The 17,455-nt window shown below is 71.0% G+C and carries 13 protein-coding genes and 1 pseudogene; 9 read left to right on the forward strand and 5 right to left on the reverse strand.

Going from position 1 to position 17,455, the window contains the following annotated elements:
- Positions 1-43 precede the first annotated feature (43 nt).
- Positions 44-2,776, reverse strand: coding sequence for a pyruvate dehydrogenase (acetyl-transferring), homodimeric type (gene aceE / locus FDM97_RS07695; protein WP_137989506.1), 2,733 nt, complete (start codon positions 2,774-2,776; stop codon positions 44-46).
- A gap of 400 nt (positions 2,777-3,176) precedes the next feature.
- Between aceE and FDM97_RS07700 the strand changes: the two genes are divergently transcribed.
- From FDM97_RS07700 to FDM97_RS07725, 6 genes are all read left to right on the forward strand, one after another.
- On the forward strand, positions 3,177-3,599 hold the full coding sequence (locus FDM97_RS07700) for a DUF3052 domain-containing protein (protein WP_137989507.1): 423 nt from the start codon (positions 3,177-3,179) through the stop codon (positions 3,597-3,599).
- Between the two features lie 153 nt (positions 3,600-3,752).
- Positions 3,753-4,211 carry a peroxiredoxin gene (locus tag FDM97_RS07705; RefSeq protein ID WP_137989508.1) on the forward strand — a complete coding sequence of 153 codons (459 nt, stop codon included), beginning with the start codon at positions 3,753-3,755 and terminating at the stop codon, positions 4,209-4,211.
- 113 nt (positions 4,212-4,324) lie between these two features.
- Entirely contained in the window at positions 4,325-4,900 is a 576-nt protein-coding gene (locus tag FDM97_RS07710) for a TerD family protein (RefSeq protein WP_137989509.1), read from the forward strand.
- 98 nt (positions 4,901-4,998) lie between these two features.
- On the forward strand, positions 4,999-5,574 hold the full coding sequence (locus tag FDM97_RS07715; protein ID WP_137989510.1) for a TerD family protein: 576 nt from the start codon (positions 4,999-5,001) through the stop codon (positions 5,572-5,574).
- 30 nt (positions 5,575-5,604) lie between these two features.
- Positions 5,605-6,750, forward strand: coding sequence for a DUF475 domain-containing protein (locus tag FDM97_RS07720; RefSeq protein WP_137989511.1), 1,146 nt, complete (start codon positions 5,605-5,607; stop codon positions 6,748-6,750).
- Positions 6,751-6,845: 95 nt separating this feature from the next.
- Positions 6,846-7,583, forward strand: a complete 738-nt coding sequence (locus FDM97_RS07725) for a TerD family protein (protein ID WP_137989512.1) — start codon at positions 6,846-6,848, stop codon at positions 7,581-7,583.
- Between the two features lie 9 nt (positions 7,584-7,592).
- On the opposite strand, the gene FDM97_RS07730 is transcribed toward FDM97_RS07725, so the two are convergent.
- Positions 7,593-8,483, reverse strand: a complete 891-nt coding sequence (locus tag FDM97_RS07730; protein ID WP_137989513.1) for a TerD family protein — start codon at positions 8,481-8,483, stop codon at positions 7,593-7,595.
- Between the two features lie 199 nt (positions 8,484-8,682).
- Between FDM97_RS07730 and FDM97_RS07735 the strand changes: the two genes are divergently transcribed.
- The 3 genes from FDM97_RS07735 to FDM97_RS07745 are packed head-to-tail and all read left to right on the forward strand — an operon-like array spanning position 8,683 to position 13,304.
- Positions 8,683-9,870 carry an HpcH/HpaI aldolase/citrate lyase family protein gene (locus FDM97_RS07735; RefSeq protein WP_137989514.1) on the forward strand — a complete coding sequence of 396 codons (1,188 nt, stop codon included), beginning with the start codon at positions 8,683-8,685 and terminating at the stop codon, positions 9,868-9,870.
- Positions 9,871-9,888: 18 nt separating this feature from the next.
- Positions 9,889-12,429: a phosphoribosyltransferase gene (locus FDM97_RS07740; protein ID WP_137989515.1), complete on the forward strand. Its 2,541-nt coding sequence runs from the start codon at positions 9,889-9,891 to the stop codon at positions 12,427-12,429.
- Between the two features lie 17 nt (positions 12,430-12,446).
- A complete protein-coding gene (locus FDM97_RS07745; protein ID WP_137994710.1) occupies positions 12,447-13,304 on the forward strand; it encodes an HAD family hydrolase in 858 nt (285 codons plus the stop codon).
- Between the two features lie 216 nt (positions 13,305-13,520).
- On the opposite strand, the gene FDM97_RS07750 is transcribed toward FDM97_RS07745, so the two are convergent.
- The 3 genes and pseudogenes from FDM97_RS07750 to FDM97_RS07760 form a co-directional block, all read right to left on the reverse strand.
- Complete coding sequence (locus FDM97_RS07750) at positions 13,521-13,748, reverse strand: FmdB family zinc ribbon protein (protein ID WP_137989516.1); 228 nt, start codon at positions 13,746-13,748, stop codon at positions 13,521-13,523.
- Between the two features lie 26 nt (positions 13,749-13,774).
- Positions 13,775-15,882: pseudogene (locus tag FDM97_RS07755) on the reverse strand (ATP-binding SpoIIE family protein phosphatase).
- A 164-nt stretch (positions 15,883-16,046) separates the two neighbouring features.
- The gene (locus tag FDM97_RS07760; RefSeq protein ID WP_137989517.1) at positions 16,047-17,420 is read right to left on the reverse strand and encodes a hypothetical protein; all 1,374 of its coding nucleotides are present in this window, start codon (positions 17,418-17,420) and stop codon (positions 16,047-16,049) included.
- Positions 17,421-17,455: the final 35 nt, after the last annotated feature.

Consider the following 17,455-nt stretch of genomic DNA (forward strand, 5'->3'; position numbering starts at 1 on the left):
ATCGGTCCCACCGCCCCTCGCCGGCCGGATCGCCGAGCGGCTGCTACGCGTCGCCGCCGGCGGCGCCCGGGTCCGCGGCCGCCACGTCGAGCAGCTGGTAGCGGTCCACGGCCTGCTTCAGGACCGAGCGGTCGACCTTGCCGTCACGGGCGAGCTCGGTCAGGACCGCGAGCACGATCGACTGGGCGTCGATGTGGAAGAAGCGGCGGGCCGCACCCCGCGTGTCCGCGAAGCCGAAGCCGTCCGCGCCCAGCGAGGTGTAGGTGCCCGGCACCCAGCGGGAGATCTGGTCCGGAACCGACCGCATCCAGTCGGAGACGGCGACGAACGGCCCCTGGGCCGAGGACAGCTTCCGCGTCACGTACGGGACGCGCTGCTCCTCGTCCGGGTGGAGCAGGTTGTGCCGGTCGACCTCCACGGCCTCACGGCGCAGCTCGTTCCACGACGTCGCCGACCAGACGTCGGCGCGCACGTTCCACTCCTCGGCGAGGATCCGCTGCGCCTCCACCGCCCACGGCACGGCGACACCGGAGGCCATGATCTGCGCGGGGATCGCGCCGGCCTCGCCCGCCTTGAAGCGGTGGATGCCCTTGAGGATGCCCTCGACGTCCACGTCCTCCGGCTCCGCCGGGTGCTGGATCGGCTCGTTGTAGACCGTCAGGTAGTAGAAGACGTCCTCGGCGTCGGGGCCGTACATCCGCCTCAGGCCGTCCTGGACGATGTGCGCGATCTCGTAGCCGAAGGCCGGGTCGTAGGCGACACAGCCCGGGTTCGTCGAGGCGAGCAGCTGCGAGTGGCCGTCCGCGTGCTGGAGGCCCTCACCGGTCAGCGTCGTACGGCCGGCGGTCGCACCGAGCACGAAGCCGCGCGCGAGCTGGTCGGCCATCTGCCAGAACTGGTCACCGGTCCGCTGGAAACCGAACATCGAATAGAAGACGTAGACCGGGATCAGCGGCTCGCCGTGCGTGGCGTACGCCGAACCGGCCGCGATCAGCGAGGCCGTGCAGCCCGCCTCGGAGATGCCGTCGTGCAGCATCTGGCCGGTCGGGGACTCCTTGTACGCGAGCAGCAGTTCGCGGTCCACGGCCTCGTACTGCTGGCCCAGCGGGTTGTAGATCTTGGCGCTCGGGAAGAACGAGTCCATGCCGAACGTGCGGTACTCGTCGGGGGCGATCAGCACGAAGCGCCTGCCGATCTCCTTGTCCCGCATCAGGTCCTTGAGCAGCCGGACGAACGCCATCGTGGTGGCGATCGACTGCTGGCCGGAGCCCTTCTTCACCGGGGCGTAGGTCTTGTCCTCGGGCAGGACCAGCGGCTTCGACCGCACGACACGGGTCGGGACGTACCCGCCGAGCGCCTTGCGGCGGTCGTGCATGTACTGGATCTCCTCGGAGTCCCGGCCCGGGTGGTAGTACGGCGGCGGGCCGTCCTCCAGCTGCGCGTCCGTGATCGGGATGTGCAGCCGGTCACGGAAGCGCTTGAGGTCGTCGACCGTCAGCTTCTTCATCTGGTGGGTCGCGTTGCGGCCCTCGAAGTTCGGGCCCAGCGTCCAGCCCTTGACGGTCTGCGCGAGCACCACGGTGGGCTGGCCCTTGTGCGCCTTGGCCGCCGCGAAGGCCGCGAAGATCTTCTTGTGGTCGTGACCGCCGCGGCCCAGGTGCAGGATCTGGTGGTCCGACATGCCCTCGACCATCGAGCGCAGCCGCTGGTCGTCGCCGAAGAAGTGGTCGCGGATGTACGCGCCGGTCTCCGTCGCGTACGTCTGGAACTGGCCGTCGGGCGTGGTGTTCAGCTTGTTGACCAGGATGCCGTCGCGGTCCTGGGCGAGCAGCGGGTCCCAGGAGCGGTCCCAGATCAGCTTGATCACGTTCCAGCCGGCGCCGCGGAACTGCGACTCCAGCTCCTGGATGATCTTGCCGTTGCCGCGCACCGGGCCGTCGAGCCGCTGCAGGTTGCAGTTGACGACGAAGGTCAGGTTGTCCAGGCCCTCGCGGGCGGCGATGGACAGCTGGCCGAGCGACTCCGGCTCGTCCATCTCGCCGTCGCCGAGGAACGCCCAGACGTGCGACTTGGAGGTGTCGGCGATGCCGCGCGCCTCCATGTAGCGGTTCATCCGGGCCTGGTAGATCGCGCCGATCGGGCCGAGGCCCATCGAGACGGTCGGGAACTCCCAGAAGTCCGGCATCAGCCGGGGGTGCGGGTACGAGGACAGGCCGTTGGGGAACTTCGACTTCTCCTGGCGGAAGGCGTCGAGCTGCGTCTCGTTCAGTCGGTCCAGGAGGTACGCGCGGGCGTAGACACCGGGGGAGGCGTGGCCCTGGAAGAAGATCTGGTCGCCGCCGTCGCCCTCGTCCTTGCCGCGGAAGAAGTGGTTGAAGCCGACGTCGTACAGCGAGGCGGAGGAGGCGAAGGTGGCGATGTGGCCGCCGACCCCGATGCCCGGGCGCTGCGCGCGCGAGACCATCACGGCGGCGTTCCAGCGGGTCGCGTTGAGGACCTTGCGCTCGATCTCCTCGTTGCCGGGGAAGAACGGCTCGTCCTTGGTGGCGATCGTGTTGACGTAGTCCGTGCTGCGCATCTCGGGCACGGCCACGCGCTTCTCGCGGGCCCGCTCGATCAGGCGGAGCATCAGGTAGCGGGCGCGCTCACGGCCCCGCTCGTCGACAGCGGCGTCGAGGGAGTCCAGCCATTCCTGGGTCTCCTCCGGATCGAAGTCCGGGACCTGGCTGGGAAGGCCGCCAATGATGATCGGGTTGCGATCGGATCCGGAAGCCACGCTGTTCCTTCGCTGTTCGGTGGAGCCCACGGGGAGGCCGGGATGTCCATCGTGTACCCCGTCGGTGTCAAACGTCATCTCTACCGAGGGGTAACCCCCGCTGGGTGCCTGGTTGGGTCAAATCGCAACCTTACGCCCAACCCGCGCATGCGTTTCGTCAGTACGTTCGGCAGACTGAAGCGGCGGAAGCCCGTAAAGCGGGACGAAGCGTGTGCCCTATGTCACGGAGCGGAGTGGAACCGGCCCGGAAGATGCGGCGAGACGGCCCCAAACGTCACCGTTTCGGCGGTCTCGGCGGCCGGGTACTTGCGCGATCCGCCCAGCCCGTGTGGACTACGGCCAGCGCTGCGCGTACGCGCGTGGCCGAAGCATTTTCCGATACATGATCAGGAGGCAAGCCGTGAGCGCGACCGCGGACCACGCGGAGGAGCGGACCAACCCGGCAGCGAGGCTGGGGTTCGAGCCCGGACAGGTGGTCCAGGAGATCGGTTACGACGACGACGTCGATTTCGATCTCCGCGAAGGCATCGAGTCCATCATCGGGTCGGACCTCGCTGACGAGGACTACGACGACGTCGCCGACGCCGTCGTGCTCTGGTTCCGCGACGAGGACGGAGATCTGACGGACTCCCTGGTCGATGCCATTGGCCTGCTGGAGGACGGCGGGGTCGTATGGCTGCTGACGCCCAAGACCGGCCGTGACGGCTACGTCGAACCGAGCGACATCAGTGACGCCGCGCAGACCGCCGGCTTCTCCCAGACCAAGAGCATCAGCGTGGCCAAGGACTGGTCGGGCAGCCGACTGGTCGCCCCCAAGCGCTGATCCCCAAGCAGCAGGAGCCCCCGCCGAGACCGTCGGCGGGGGCTCTGTGCGTCCCGGGCCGGGGGCCGGTCCTAAGCTTGGCCTTCACCTGTTCGGTCCAACGACCTGTCCGGTCCAATGACCTGTCCGGTCCAGTGAAGGGATGCGCACGCGATGGCGATCGAGGTCGGCACCAAGGCCCCGGAGTTCGAGCTCAAGGACAACCACGGCCGCACCGTGAGGCTCTCCGACTTCCAGGGAGAGAAGAACGTGGTGCTGCTCTTCTACCCCTTCGCCTTCACCGGCGTCTGCACCGGCGAGCTGTGCGAGCTGCGCGACAACCTGCCGAAGTTCGTCAACGACGACACCCAGCTCCTCGCCGTCTCCAACGACTCCATCCACACCCTGCGCATCTTCGCCGAGCAGGAGGGCCTGGAGTACCCGCTCCTCTCCGACTTCTGGAAGCACGGCGAGGCCTCGCGCGCCTACGGCGTCTTCGACGAGGACAAGGGCTGCGCCGTGCGCGGCACCTTCATCATCGACAAGGAGGGCGTCGTCCGCTGGAGCGTCGTCAACGCCCTCCCGGACGCCCGCGACCTCAACGACTACCTCAAGGCGCTCGACACTCTCTGAACATCGGGGTGAATCGGCTGTCCCGTCCGGGAACCCGTCACTAGGATCCACTCGTTGATCCGATGCCAACGCACGACGGGGGCGCTGCCCCTGGAAACCACATGGAGGGACTCGTGGGAGTCAGCCTCAGCAAGGGCGGCAACGTCTCGCTGACCAAGGAGGCCCCTGGCCTGACCGCTGTCACGGTCGGTCTGGGCTGGGACGTCCGCACCACCACCGGGACGGACTTCGACCTCGACGCCAGCGCCATCCTGGTCAGCGCGGAGGGCAAGGTCCGCAACGACCAGGACTTCGTGTTCTTCAACAACCTGAAGAGCGCCGACGGCTCGGTCGAGCACACCGGTGACAACCTCACCGGCGAGGGTGAGGGCGACGACGAGCAGGTCAAGGTCAGCCTGGCCACGGTGCCCGCCGATGTCGCCAAGATCGTCTTCCCGGTGTCGATCTACGACGCCGAGAACCGCCAGCAGTCCTTCGGCCAGGTCCGCAACGCGTTCATCCGCGTCGTGAACCAGGCCGGCGGTGCCGAGATCGCCCGGTACGACCTCTCCGAGGACGCCTCGACCGAGACCGCCATGGTCTTCGGCGAGCTGTACCGCAGTGGCGCGGAGTGGAAGTTCCGCGCGGTCGGCCAGGGCTACGCCTCGGGCCTGCGCGGTATCGCGGCGGACTTCGGCGTCAACGTCTGAGTCACGCAGCGTCACAGCATTGATCCGTCCGGCGCCGCACAGTCCGTGCGGCGCCGGACGTGCCTCATCAGCAGTTACTCACCGGGGAGGATCCACACATGGGCGTCACGCTCGCCAAGGGAGGCAACGTCTCCCTCTCCAAGGCCGCACCCAACCTCACCCAGGTGCTGGTCGGCCTCGGCTGGGACGCGCGCTCCACCACCGGCGCGCCCTTCGACCTCGACGCCAGCGCCCTGCTGTGCCAGTCGGGACGGGTGCTCGGCGACGAACACTTCGTCTTCTACAACAATCTCAAGAGCCCCGAGGGCTCCGTCGAACACACCGGTGACAACCTCACCGGCGAGGGCGACGGCGACGACGAGTCGCTCATCGTGGACCTCACCAAGGTCCCCGCCCACTGCGACAAGATCGTTTTTCCGGTCTCGATCCACGAGGCCGACAATCGGGGCCAGACCTTCGGCCAGGTCAGCAACGCGTTCATTCGCGTCGTGAACCAGGCGGACGGCCAGGAGCTGGCCCGCTACGACCTCTCCGAGGACGCCTCCACCGAGACCGCGATGATCTTCGGCGAGCTGTACCGGTACGGCGGCGAATGGAAGTTCCGGGCGGTGGGACAGGGGTACGCGTCCGGCCTCCGGGGCATCGCTCTAGACTTCGGGGTCAACGTTTCGTAAAGCCGCGTACATAAAACGATGGGGTAGACAGTGGTTCTGAAAACCTTCGGCTGGTCGTTCGCCATTACGGCGCTCGGTCTGGTCGCAGCGGTGCTCTACGGGGGGTGGGAGGCATTCGGGATCGTCGCGATCCTCTGCGTCCTCGAGATCTCGCTGTCCTTCGACAATGCGGTGGTCAACGCCGGAATCCTGAAGAAGATGAATGCCTTCTGGCAGAAGATCTTCCTCACCATCGGTGTACTCATCGCCGTCTTCGGCATGCGGCTGGTCTTCCCCGTCGTGATCGTCGCGATCAGCGCCAAGATCGGGCCGATCGAGGCCGTCGATCTCGCGTTCAACGACGCCGAGCGCTACGAACAGCTCGTGACCGACGCGCACCCGTCGATCGCGGCCTTCGGTGGCATGTTCCTGCTGATGATCTTCCTCGACTTCATCTTCGAGGAGCGTGACATCAAGTGGCTCGGCTGGCTGGAGCGCCCGCTGGCCAAGCTCGGCAAGATCGACATGCTCTCGGTCTGCATCGCCCTGATCGTCCTGCTGATCAGCGCCATGACGTTCGCGACCCAGGCCCACCAGCACGGCGGTGTGCACGTCGACAAGGCGGCGACCGTCCTGCTCTCCGGTGTCGCCGGTCTGATCACCTACCTCGTCGTCGGCGGCCTCTCCGGCTACTTCGAGAACAAGCTGGAGGAGGAAGAGGAGCACGAGCACGAGCTCGAGGAGGAGGCCAAGCGCAGCGGCAAGAAGGTCTCCGCCGTCCAGCTCGCCGGCAAGGCCGCCTTCTTCATGTTCCTCTACCTCGAGGTGCTCGACGCGTCCTTCTCCTTCGACGGCGTCATCGGTGCCTTCGCCATCACCAACGACATCGTCCTGATGGCGCTCGGCCTCGGCGTCGGCGCCATGTACGTCCGGTCGCTCACGGTCTACCTGGTCCGCCAGGGCACCCTCGACGACTACGTCTACCTCGAGCACGGCGCCCACTACGCCATCGGCGCGCTCGCCGTGATCCTCATGGTCACCATCCGGTACCAGATCCCCGAGGTCGTCACCGGTCTCATCGGTGTCGCCCTCATCGCCTGGTCCTTCTGGTCCTCCGTCCGGCGCAACAAGGCGCTGGCGGCGGCAGAGGGAAAAGCTGACGCCTCGGACAAGACCGAGGTGTCGTCCGGGGTGTGACAGCCCCGGCAATGAGGAACGCTTCACTGCGGGGCGGCCGGTGCACCCGGCCGCCCCGCGGCGTATGAACCGGTTTCGAGTGGGGGTGGGGGCGCATGGGCTTCTGGGACGGCCTGTTTCCGGGCAGGGCGGCACAGTTCGATTCGGGCAGCGCGTCGAGCAACTCCATCGACCTCACCAAACGGCGCCCCACGGTCTCGCTCACCAAACAGGGCGCCGCCACCGGCAACCTGCGCGTCAACCTCTCCTGGCGGATGCGCACCTCGGACATAGAAGGCCGCTCCAAGCAGAGCGGCCGGCTGCTGCGCCACCCCTCGAAGCTCTTCAAGCCCGAGGTCGTCCAGGCGCACACCCAGGGCGTCGTCAACGTCGACCTGGACCTCGGCTGCATGTACGAGCTGGCCGACGGCAGCAAGGGCGTGGTGCAGCCGCTGGGCGGCTTCTTCGGCGACCTGAACACGGCGCCGTACGTGAAGCTCAGCGGCGACGACCGCTTCGGCTCGCCCTCCGGCGAGACGATCTTCATCAACCTCGACCACCGCAACGAGATCAAGCGGCTGCTCTTCTTCGTCTACATCTACGACCAGACGCCGGCGTTCGACCGCACCCACGCCAAGGTGACGCTCTACCCCAGCAGCGGCCCCCGGATCGAGATCGAACTGGACGAGCGCGCCCCGCAGGCCCGCTCCTGCGCGGTGTTCACCGTCGAGAACGTCAAGGACGAACTGGTCGTCCGCCGCGAGGTGAAATTCGTGTACGGCTTCCAGGCGGAGCTGGACCGGCTGTACGGATGGGGCCTGCAGTGGGGGCGCGGCTACAAGACGAAGGCCTAGCCCATGGGCTTACGGGCGGACGAACTGCGGACCCATGGGCGGCAGCCGGAAGTTCGGGTCCGGTGCGGGCGCGGCGGCCGCGGCTGGCTGGGGATAGCCGTACGCGGGCTGCGCGGGCGCGGCCGGCTGCGGATAGCCGTAGGCCGGTACGGGCGCCGGGGGAGCGGTCGGCTGGGGCGGGACAGGGACAGGGACCGGTACGGGGCCGGGGGCGGCCACAGGAGGGTGGACGACCGTCGCGTCGAGGTCCGGGGCCGGGTCCGCGGTGACGTCCGTGGAACCGCTCCCGCTCCCGTCCGTACCGCCGTCGCCGTCCCCGTCCGTACCGCCGTCGCCGTCCCCGTCCGTGCCCTCGTCCACCGAGATCCCGAAGTCGGTCGCGAGGCCGATGAGCCCGGTCGGATAGCCCTGCCCCACCGCGCGGAACTTCCAGCCCTCCCCACGCCGGTACAGCTCGCCGCAGATGACCGCCGTCTCCTCGCCCGTCTCCGCCGTCACGTCGAACAGGGCCAGCGGCTCCTGGTCCGCCGCACCCGCGTCGTACAGCAGGATCCGCAGGTCGGAGACGGACCGGAAGGTGCCGCCGTCCGAGGAGGCCGCGATCACCACCTGGTCGACCGACGGGTCGAGCCCGCCGAGATCGGCCTCGACCGTGTCGGTCAGGCCCTCCGCCACCCGCTTCTTCGGCAGCCGGCGCACCAGACCGGAGGGGTGGCGCGGCTGGTTGTAGAAGACGAAGTCCTCGTCGGAGCGCACGCGCCCGTCGGCGCCGAGCAGCAGCGCCGAGGCGTCCACGTCGGGGACCCCGGGGCCCGGGGTCCAGCGAAGCACGGCCCGTACGGCCGCGGTGTCGAGAGGGACGTTGGAGCCCTTCAGCATCGCGTGCGTCATGACCGTCATCCTGCCTCCCCGGCCGACCGGGGGACAACGCGGGGGCCGTACCGACGTGGCGTGATGTACCCGGAGGGGTGCGCGGCATGCGACGGATGCGGACGAGTTACCTGGATTTCATACACGAAGGGAACTGAGGACACCCGCACCTACGTACTATTACCGGCCACATGTCGTCAGGGCCCGCAGAGGCAGTCGGGGGAGTTACATGCGTCATTTCGGGCACATCCCGTCCGCCACGCGGGCCGGGCTGTTCCACCAGGAGCCGGCCGAGTTCACGGCCGACTCGCCGGCGAGCACGCTCGCCGTGGCCCTGGGGGCCACCCTCTACAGCCCGGCCACCCGGCCGCGGCTCGCCGACGACGTGCGCAAACAGGCCGCACGCGGAGTCGTCTCCATGGTGCTGTGCCTGGAGGACTCCATCGCCGACGCCGATGTGGAGGCCGCCGAGGTCAACCTCGTCCGTCAGTTCGCCGACCTCGCGGCGGGCGAGACCGGCGCCGACGGGAAGACCCCCCAGGATGTGCCCCTGCTCTTCATCCGGGTCCGTGAGCCCCGCCAGATCACCGATCTGACCGCGCGGCTCGGCGACACCGTCCGTCTGCTGTCCGGCTTCGTCCTGCCGAAGTTCACCGAGACCCGCGGACGCGCCTTCCTGGAGGCGCTCAGCGTCGCCGAGAAGGCCTGCGGACGGCGACTTTTCGCCATGCCCGTCCTCGAGTCGCCCGAGCTGCTGCACCTGGAGACCCGCGCCGAGACCCTCGCCGGCATCGCCGCGATCGTCGACAAGTACCGCGAGCGGGTCCTCGCCCTGCGCCTCGGCGTCACCGACTTCTGCTCCGCGTACGGACTGCGCCGACCGCCGGACATGACGGCCTACGACGTCCAGCTCGTCGCCCATGTCATCGCGGACGTCGTCAACGTCCTCGGCCGCTCCGACGGCACCGGCTTCACCATCACCGGACCCGTCTGGGAGTACTTCCGGCTCGGCGAGCGCATGTTCAAGCCCCAGCTGCGCCGCAGCCCCTTCCTGGAGGGCCGCGCGGAGGACCTGCGCACCGCGCTCATCGAGCACGACCTCGACGGGCTGCTGCGCGAGATCGAACTCGACCGGGCCAACGGCCTGCTCGGCAAGACCTGCATCCACCCCACCCATGTGGTGCCGGTGCACGCGCTCTCCGTGGTCAGCCACGAGGAGTACAGCGACGCCCAGGACATCCTGCGGCCCGAGCGCGGCGGGGGCGGAGTCATGCGCTCCGCCTACACGAACAAGATGAACGAGGTGAAGCCGCATCGCGCGTGGGCCGAGCGGACCCTGCTGCGCGCCGAGGTCTTCGGCGTCGCCAAGGAGGACGTCGGCTTCGTCGATCTGCTCACCGCCGGACTGGCCGGCTGACGGAAGGTGAATCGGGACGTGGTGTGGTCGGGAACCTGGGTCGCGGAGCGACTGGGCGTCGAACTGATCGGCGACGAGAAGCTACCGGGCCTGCTGGGCCTCGCACTGCGCCGCAACCCCAAGCGCGCGCATCTGCTGGTCTCCCAGGTGCTGGGCAAGCACGTACCGCAGCGCCCGAGCGTCGTCTACGGCTCCGGCTTCGCCCTGGGCCTGCGCGTACGGGACCTCCTCGGGCGCGCGGAGACCGCCCGCAGCGTGGTCCTCGGCTACGCGGAGACGGCCACCGGCCTCGGCCACTCGGTCGCCGACGGGATGGGCTTCGCGCCCTATCTGCACTCCACGCGGCGGCCCGTCGACGGGGTCGCGAGCGCGGGCGGCTTCGAGGAGTCCCACTCGCACGCCACCTCGCACCTGCTGCTCCCCGAGGACCCCAAGCTGCTCGCCGGGGACGGCCCGCTGGTCCTCGTCGACGACGAGTTCTCCACCGGCAACACCGTCCTCAACACCATCCGGGACCTGCACGAGCGCTACCCGCGTGAGCGGTACGTGATCGTCGCGCTGGTCGACATGCGCTCGGCGGCCGATCTGGGCCGGCTGGAGAGCTTCGCCCGGGAGATCGGCGCCCGCATCGACCTGGTGGCCGGTGCGGCCGGCACCGTACGGCTGCCCGACGGCGTCCTGGAGAAGGGCCAGGCGCTCGTCGCCGCGCACGAGACCGCCCCGGTCCCGCCGCCCCGGGCGCCCCGGTCGACCCGGACCGTGCCCGTACGGGTCGAGCTCGGCTGGCCGGCGGCCGTTCCGGACGGCGGGCGCCACGGCTTCACCGCGCCGCACGCCGTGGCCCTCGCCGACGTCCTGCCGGCCATGACCGAGCGCCTGGCCACGGCCCTCGGCGGTGCGCGGCGCGTCCTGGTCCTCGGCTTCGAGGAGCTGATGTACGCGCCGCTGCGGCTCGCCGTCGCGCTGGAGCGGGCGGGGCACGACGTCTCGTACTCCACCACGACCCGCTCGCCCGTCCTCGCCGTCGACGACCCGGGCTACGCCATACGCACCCGGCTCGTCTTCCCCGCCCACGACGCGCCCGCCGACGGACCCGGCGAGCGGTACGCCTACAACGTCGCCGGAGGCGGCTTCGACGCGGTCGTCGCCGTCGTCGACTCCGTCGCCGACACCCCCGAACTGCACGCCCCCGACGGCCTGCTGGCCCAGCTCGCGGCGCACATCCCGCACGTGCTGCTCGCCGTCGTCCCGTCGTACGTCCCTTCGCACACCCCGTCGTACGTCCCTTCGTCCGTCCCTTCGCACACCCCGTCGTACGGCCCTTCGTCCGTCCCCTCGTACGTCCCGTCGTACGGCCCTTCGTCCGTACCCGCTCCCGCCACCGAAGCTCCCGAAAGGAGCTCCATGCTGCCCGAGCCCCTCCGCGGCCCCGCCTTCTCCTCGTACGCGCCCGAGGAGGTCGGCTGGCTGCTCCAGGACCTCTCGGACGTCGAGCTGGAGGCCCCGACCGAGGAGCGCGAGGAGGCGATCCAGAGCGGCGGCGCCCACTACGCCGAGTCGCTGCCGGTCGAGTACCAGCCCAGCGACCGGTACCAGGAGCTGTTCCACGCCGCCCTGGAGACCTCCGCCGCGCGGATCGCCCGCGCCGTCGGCACCGTCACCGAGACCGTGCTCGCCGAGCGGTCCGGCCGGGGCAGCGGACGGCCCGTGCTCGTCTCGCTCGCCCGCGCCGGCACGCCCGTCGGCGTCCTCATGCGCCGCTGGGCGCAGGCCCGCCACGGCCTCGACCTGCCCCACTACGCCGTCTCCATCGTCCGCGGCCGCGGTATCGACGCCAACGCGCTGCGCTGGCTCGCCGCCCACCACGACCCGGCCGACGTCGTCTTCGTCGACGGCTGGACCGGAAAGGGCGCCATCACCCGCGAACTGGCCGAGGCGCTCAGGGAGTTCGACGGCTTCGACCCGGAGATCGCGGTCCTCGCCGACCCCGGCTCGTGCGTCCGCACCTATGGCACCCGCGAGGACTTCCTCATCCCCTCCGCCTGCCTCAACTCCACCGTCTCCGGCCTGATATCGCGTACGGTCCTGCGCGCCGACCTCGTCGGACCCGACGACTTCCACGGCGGCAAGTTCTACCGCGAGCTGGCCGGCGCCGATGTCTCGGGCGTCTTCCTCGACGCCGTGGCGGCCCGCTTCGACGAGGTCGCCGAGGCCGTCGACACCGACGTCAAGGAGCTTCTGAGCGCCGACCGCACCCCCACCTGGGAGGGCTGGGCGGCCGTCGAGCGGATCAGCGAGGAGTACGGCATCCACGACGTCAACCTGGTCAAGCCCGGCGTCGGCGAGACCACCCGGGTCCTGCTGCGCCGCGTCCCCTGGAAGATCCTCGCCCAGCGCGGCGCGGGCGCCGACCTCGCCCACGTACGCCTGCTCGCCGAACAGCGCGGCGTGCCCGTCGAGGAGGTCGACGGACTCCCGTACACCTGCGTGGGACTGATCCACCCCCAGTACACGAGAGGCGCCACAGGCGCCGACGGCAAGGCGGTGGTCTCCCAGTGAGTACCGCTCCCGTCGTGATGGTCGCCAGCGACCTCGACCGTACGCTGATCTACTCCTCGGCCGCCCTCGCGCTCGGCATGCCCGACGCGCAGGCGCCCCGGCTGCTCAGCATCGAGGTGCACGAGTCCAAGCCGCTGTCGTACATGACCGAGGACGCGGCCGTGCTCCTGGAGGAGCTCGCCGCCGAAGCCGTCTTCGTCCCCACCACCACCCGCACCCGCAAGCAGTACCAGCGCATCCAACTCCCCGGCCCCGTACCGAAGTACGCGATCTGCGCCAACGGCGGGCACCTCCTCGTCGACGGTGTCGCCGACCGCGACTGGCACGAGGCGGTCGTGCGCCGGCTCGCCGAGGAGTGCGCGCCGCTCGCCGAGATCCGCGCGTACTTCACCGCCACCACCGACCTGTCCTGGGTGCGCAAGCACCGGGTCGCCGAGGACCTCTTCGCGTACCTCGTCGTGGATCGGGAGCGGCTGCCGGAGGAGTGGCTGAAGCGGTTCGGCGAGTGGGCCGAGGACCGCGGCTGGGCGGTCTCGCTCCAGGGCCGCAAGGTGTACGCCGTGCCCAAGCCGCTCACCAAGAGCGCGGCCATGCGGGAGGTCGCCCGCCGCTGCGGCGCCACCCTCACCCTGGCCGCAGGGGACTCGCTCCTCGACGCCGACCTGCTGCTCGCCGCCGACCGCGCCTGGCGCCCGGGCCACGGCGAACTCGCCGACACGGCCTGGACCGCCCCGCACCTCGACGTGCTCGCCGAGCGGGGCGTGGCGGCGGGCGAGGAGATCCTGCGCCGCTTCCGCGCGGCGGTGGCCGAGCACCGCTCGACCCTGCCCGCGCAGCTCAACGGTTCCCCCGCCGCGCTGCCCGACCCGGCCTGAGGACACCTGACCCGCACGGGGCGACGGGCGGTGGGGTGCGCCGACCGGCGTGACGGATCATGAGCAAACTCGGCTGGGGCTGGGGCTGGGGCTGGGGCTGGGGCTGGGGCCGGGACGCCGGGGAGGTTGCTCGCCCGGGACTCCACCCCACCGCTCTCCCCGGGCGAGGGCTACAGCCGACGGGTCCTCGCGATCCTGCGCTGCCTGGGCAGCTGATCAGCCGCAGCAGCCTCCGCCGCAGCAGCCGCCTCCGCCTCCGCCTCCGGAGGGGGCAGGGCCGCCGCCCGTCGCCGTCGCCGTACCGCCCACGGCGACGGCCGAGAGCAGCTTGACGGTGTCGTCGTGCCCGGCGGGGCAGGCGGCGGGGTCGGAGGACTCGGCCATGGGACGGCTGAGTTCGAAGGTGTCGCCGCAGGTGCGGCAGCGGTACTCGTAACGAGGCATACGGACAGGCTAGCGGGCGACCTCGGTCATCGGGCGAGCGTCTGCTCGGCCCAGATCGTCTTGCCGGTCCCCGTGTGCCGCGTGCCCCAGCGGTGGGTGAGCTGGGCGATCAGGAGCAGACCGCGGCCGCCCTCGTCGAAGACCCGCGCGCGGCGCAGATGCGGCGAGGTGGAGTTGCCGTCGGACACCTCGCAGATGAGGCTGCTGTCGTGGATGAGCCGGAGCTGGATGGGCGCGGCCCCGTAGCGGATGGCGTTGGTGACCAGCTCGCTGACGACCAGTTCGGTGACGAAGGCGACCTCGTCGCCGAGTTCCCACGCGGCGAGGCGTTCGGCGGCCAGCTTCCGGGCGTCGGCGACGACGGACGGGTCCGCGGCGAGATCCCAGACACCCACCTTGTCGGCGCGCAGGGCGCTGGTCCGGGCCAGGAGCAGCGCGACGTCGTCGGCGGGACGCTCGGGCTCGGGGAGCAGGGTTTCGATGACATGGTCGCAGCTCGCCTCCAGCGCGTCCGCGGGGGAGGGCTCGGAGGGGGCGGTCAGGATGTGGCGCAGCTCCTCGATGCCGGCGCCGGCGTCGCGCCGCCGGGCCGTGACCAGACCGTCCGAGTACAGGGCGAGCAGGCTGCCCTCGGGCAGTTCCAGCTCGGTGGCCTCGAACGGCAGGCCGCCGACGCCGAGGACCGGGCCGGGCGTGATCGCGGGCACGTCGGCCGTACCGTCCGGCAGGACGACGACGGGCGGCGGATGGCCGGCACTCGCGGCCGTGCACACCCGGGCGACCGGGTCGTACACCGCGTACAGGCAGGTGGCGCCGGTCTCGCCTCCGCCCCCGCCTCCGCTTCCGCCCCCGCCTCCGTGTCCACCTGTGCCGGCCACGTCGTCGTCCTCGTCCTCGCTCGCGAGGCGGATGACCAGGTCGTCGAGGTGGGCCAGCAGCTCGTCGGGCGGCAGGTCGACATCGGCGAGGGTCCGTACCGCCGTACGCAGCCGCCCCATGGTCGCCGAGGCGTGGATCCCGTGGCCGACGACATCGCCGACGACCAGGGCGACCCGCGCGCCGGAGAGCGGGATCACGTCGAACCAGTCGCCGCCGACACCGGCCCGCGAGCCGGCCGGCAGGTACCGGGTCGCGACCGTCACGGCCGCCTGCCGGGTGCGCCCGTGCGGCAGCAGGCTCTCCTGGAGGACCAGGGCGGTGGAGCGCTCGTGGGTGTAGCGGCGCGCGTTGTCGACACACACGGCGGCGCGGCCGGCCAGCTCGCGTCCCAGTGTGACGTCGTCCTCCGTGAACGCGTCGGGGCGGGAGCGGAACAGGACGGCGACGCCGAGCGTGGTGCCCCGGGCGATCAGCGGTACCGCCATCATGGAGCTGGGCTCCTTGGCGCGCGCCATCTCTCCGCGGGCCGGAACGGCGTGCGTCCACCGGTCGAAGTCCGGCTCACCGCTGCCGCTCAGCACCGCCTGCCCGGAGCGCAGTGCGCGGGCGGGCGGGGAGAAGGGCGGGTACGTGTCGGTCGAGCCGAGGCCGACGACGGCCTCCGGGGTGCCCTCGGACGTCGAGGACGTCGACAGGTGCGCGGCCCGGCGCAGTACCACCGTGGCGTCCGGCGGACCGGCCGCGGGTTCCTCGCCGCGCAGTACTTCGTCGAGCAGGTCCACGCTGGTGAACTCCGCGAGCATCGGCACGACCAACCGGGCCAGCTCCTCGGCCGTGCGGGTCACGTCCAGGGTCGTACCGATCGAGACCGCCGCCTGGTCGAGTACGGCCAGGCGCTGCCGTGCCCAGTGCTGCTCGCTGCTGTCGAACGCGGAGAGGGCGACCGCGCAGAGCTTTCCGTCCCCTCCCGGACCGGCCACATCTCCCGGTTCCAGGCGTGCTCGCGGATCCCGGAGGGCGCCCGCGTGTAACTCTCGTAATGCACCGGCCGGCCGGTCTCGGCCACCTCCCGCAGCGAGCGCAGGACGCCCAGGCTGGTCACGTCCTCCGGCACGGTGTCCAGGTAGAACCGCCCCCGCAGCGCCTCTTCCGGCAGCCCCATCACCTGGCTCGCGGTGTCGTTGAGCCGCAGGTAGCGCTGCTCGAGGTCGAACAGGGACATCGAGACCGAGGCCTGTCGGAACGCCGACACCACCAGCTCGCGCTCGTCCTCACCCTCGCGCCCAGGTTCGCGCTGAGGTCGCGTGCAACCAGCCTGACGCTTTCCCGCGACCCGCTCAACCGGGCGGGTCCTGGGCACCCGGCGGCCCGGGCACCTAGCGCTCCCCGCGCCGGCCCTAGCGGTGACCCGCGCCGGCCCTAGCGGTGACCCGCGCCCCCGCCCCGCTCCTCCCGGATCAGCTCGACGACGTGGGCGGCGGTGGCGCGGATGGCCTCCAGCTCGGTGAGGAAGTGCCAGTAGTCGGGGTGGCGTCCGCTGTCGAGGGCCGCGATCGCCCGGTCGAGCCGTCCGACCGCGTCGTCCAGGGGGCGGGCATGGCGGGGGTCGGGCGTGTGGCGGCCCGCCATCGCCAGACGCTGGGCGTCCCGGATCGCGAAGCGGGCGCGGTCGATCTCCGCCTTCGGGTCCTTGGCGACGGCGTCGAGCCGGCGGAGCCGGTCGCCGGCGGCGGACACGGCCTCGTCGGTGGAGTTGAGCAGGGCGCGGGCGGTGGCGAGGAGGCTGGTGGCATCGGGCCAGCGCTGCTCTTCGCGGGCCTTCGCGGCCTCCTTGAGCTTCTCCTCGGCCTGGCGGACGTTGTCGGCGGCGGTCGCGGGGACGTACTGCAGATCCTGCCAGCAGGCGGCGGAGAAGCGGCGGCGGAGTTCGGACAGGACCGGCTCGACCGCGCCGGCCCGGGTGGTGAGCGCCTCGGCGCGGGTACGGAGGGAGACCAGGCGCCTGTCGGTCTCGGCGGCGCGCTCGGGAAGCCGCTCGGCCTCGGTGCGAACGGCCTCGGCCTCGCGCAGGACCTGGTCGGCGCGCTGGAGGGTCTCGGCGACGCCGTGACGTCCGGCGCCTTCGTTGAGCCGGGTGAGCTCGGGCCCGAGCGCGGCGAGCCGCGCGGCGAGATCATCCGCCCGCAGCCCGGACTGCCTGACCGTGTCGAGAGCGGTGCTCGCGTTCCGGAGCGCCTGTCGCGCCCGCTCGACGGCGGGCGCGAGCCGGGCGAGCTGCGTCTCGGCCTTGTCGAGGAGCGGCCCGAGCCCCTCCCCGAACCGGTCCAGCTCACCCTTGACCCGTACGAGCTCGTCCTTGGCCCGCGTCAGCTCGGCGCGGGCGCGGCCTGCGGTGGCCGCGTCCAGCTCGTCCCGGTCGAGATCGTGCGCGTCGACGGCGGTGATGTACGCGTGGCTGACCTCGTCGATCCGCTGCCCGAGGGCCGCGAACCCGTCGACGGCGCGGCGGGCGCCCGGCGAGCTGTCGACGGCCGTGATCGTCTCGATGGAGATCCGCAGATCGCGCTGGGCGGTGTCCAGCTCGTAGAAGGCGGCGGCCGCCTCGTCCTTGGCGGCCTGCGCCTCGGCCCGCTGACTCTCGCCGCGCCCACCGAACCAGCGTCTGGTGCCACCGCCGGCGAAGGCGCCGGGAAGGAGGGCGACGGCGAGCAGCGGAAGCATGAGCGCGACCCGCCCGACCCCTGCCCCCGTCGCGGCGCTCGTGGAACTGCCCCTCGCGTGAGTCGCCGCCACGTCCCTCTCCCGTGCTGTGTCCGCCCGCCCTGCCC

The organism is Streptomyces vilmorinianum (assembly GCF_005517195.1).
GTDB lineage: Bacteria > Actinomycetota > Actinomycetes > Streptomycetales > Streptomycetaceae > Streptomyces > Streptomyces vilmorinianum.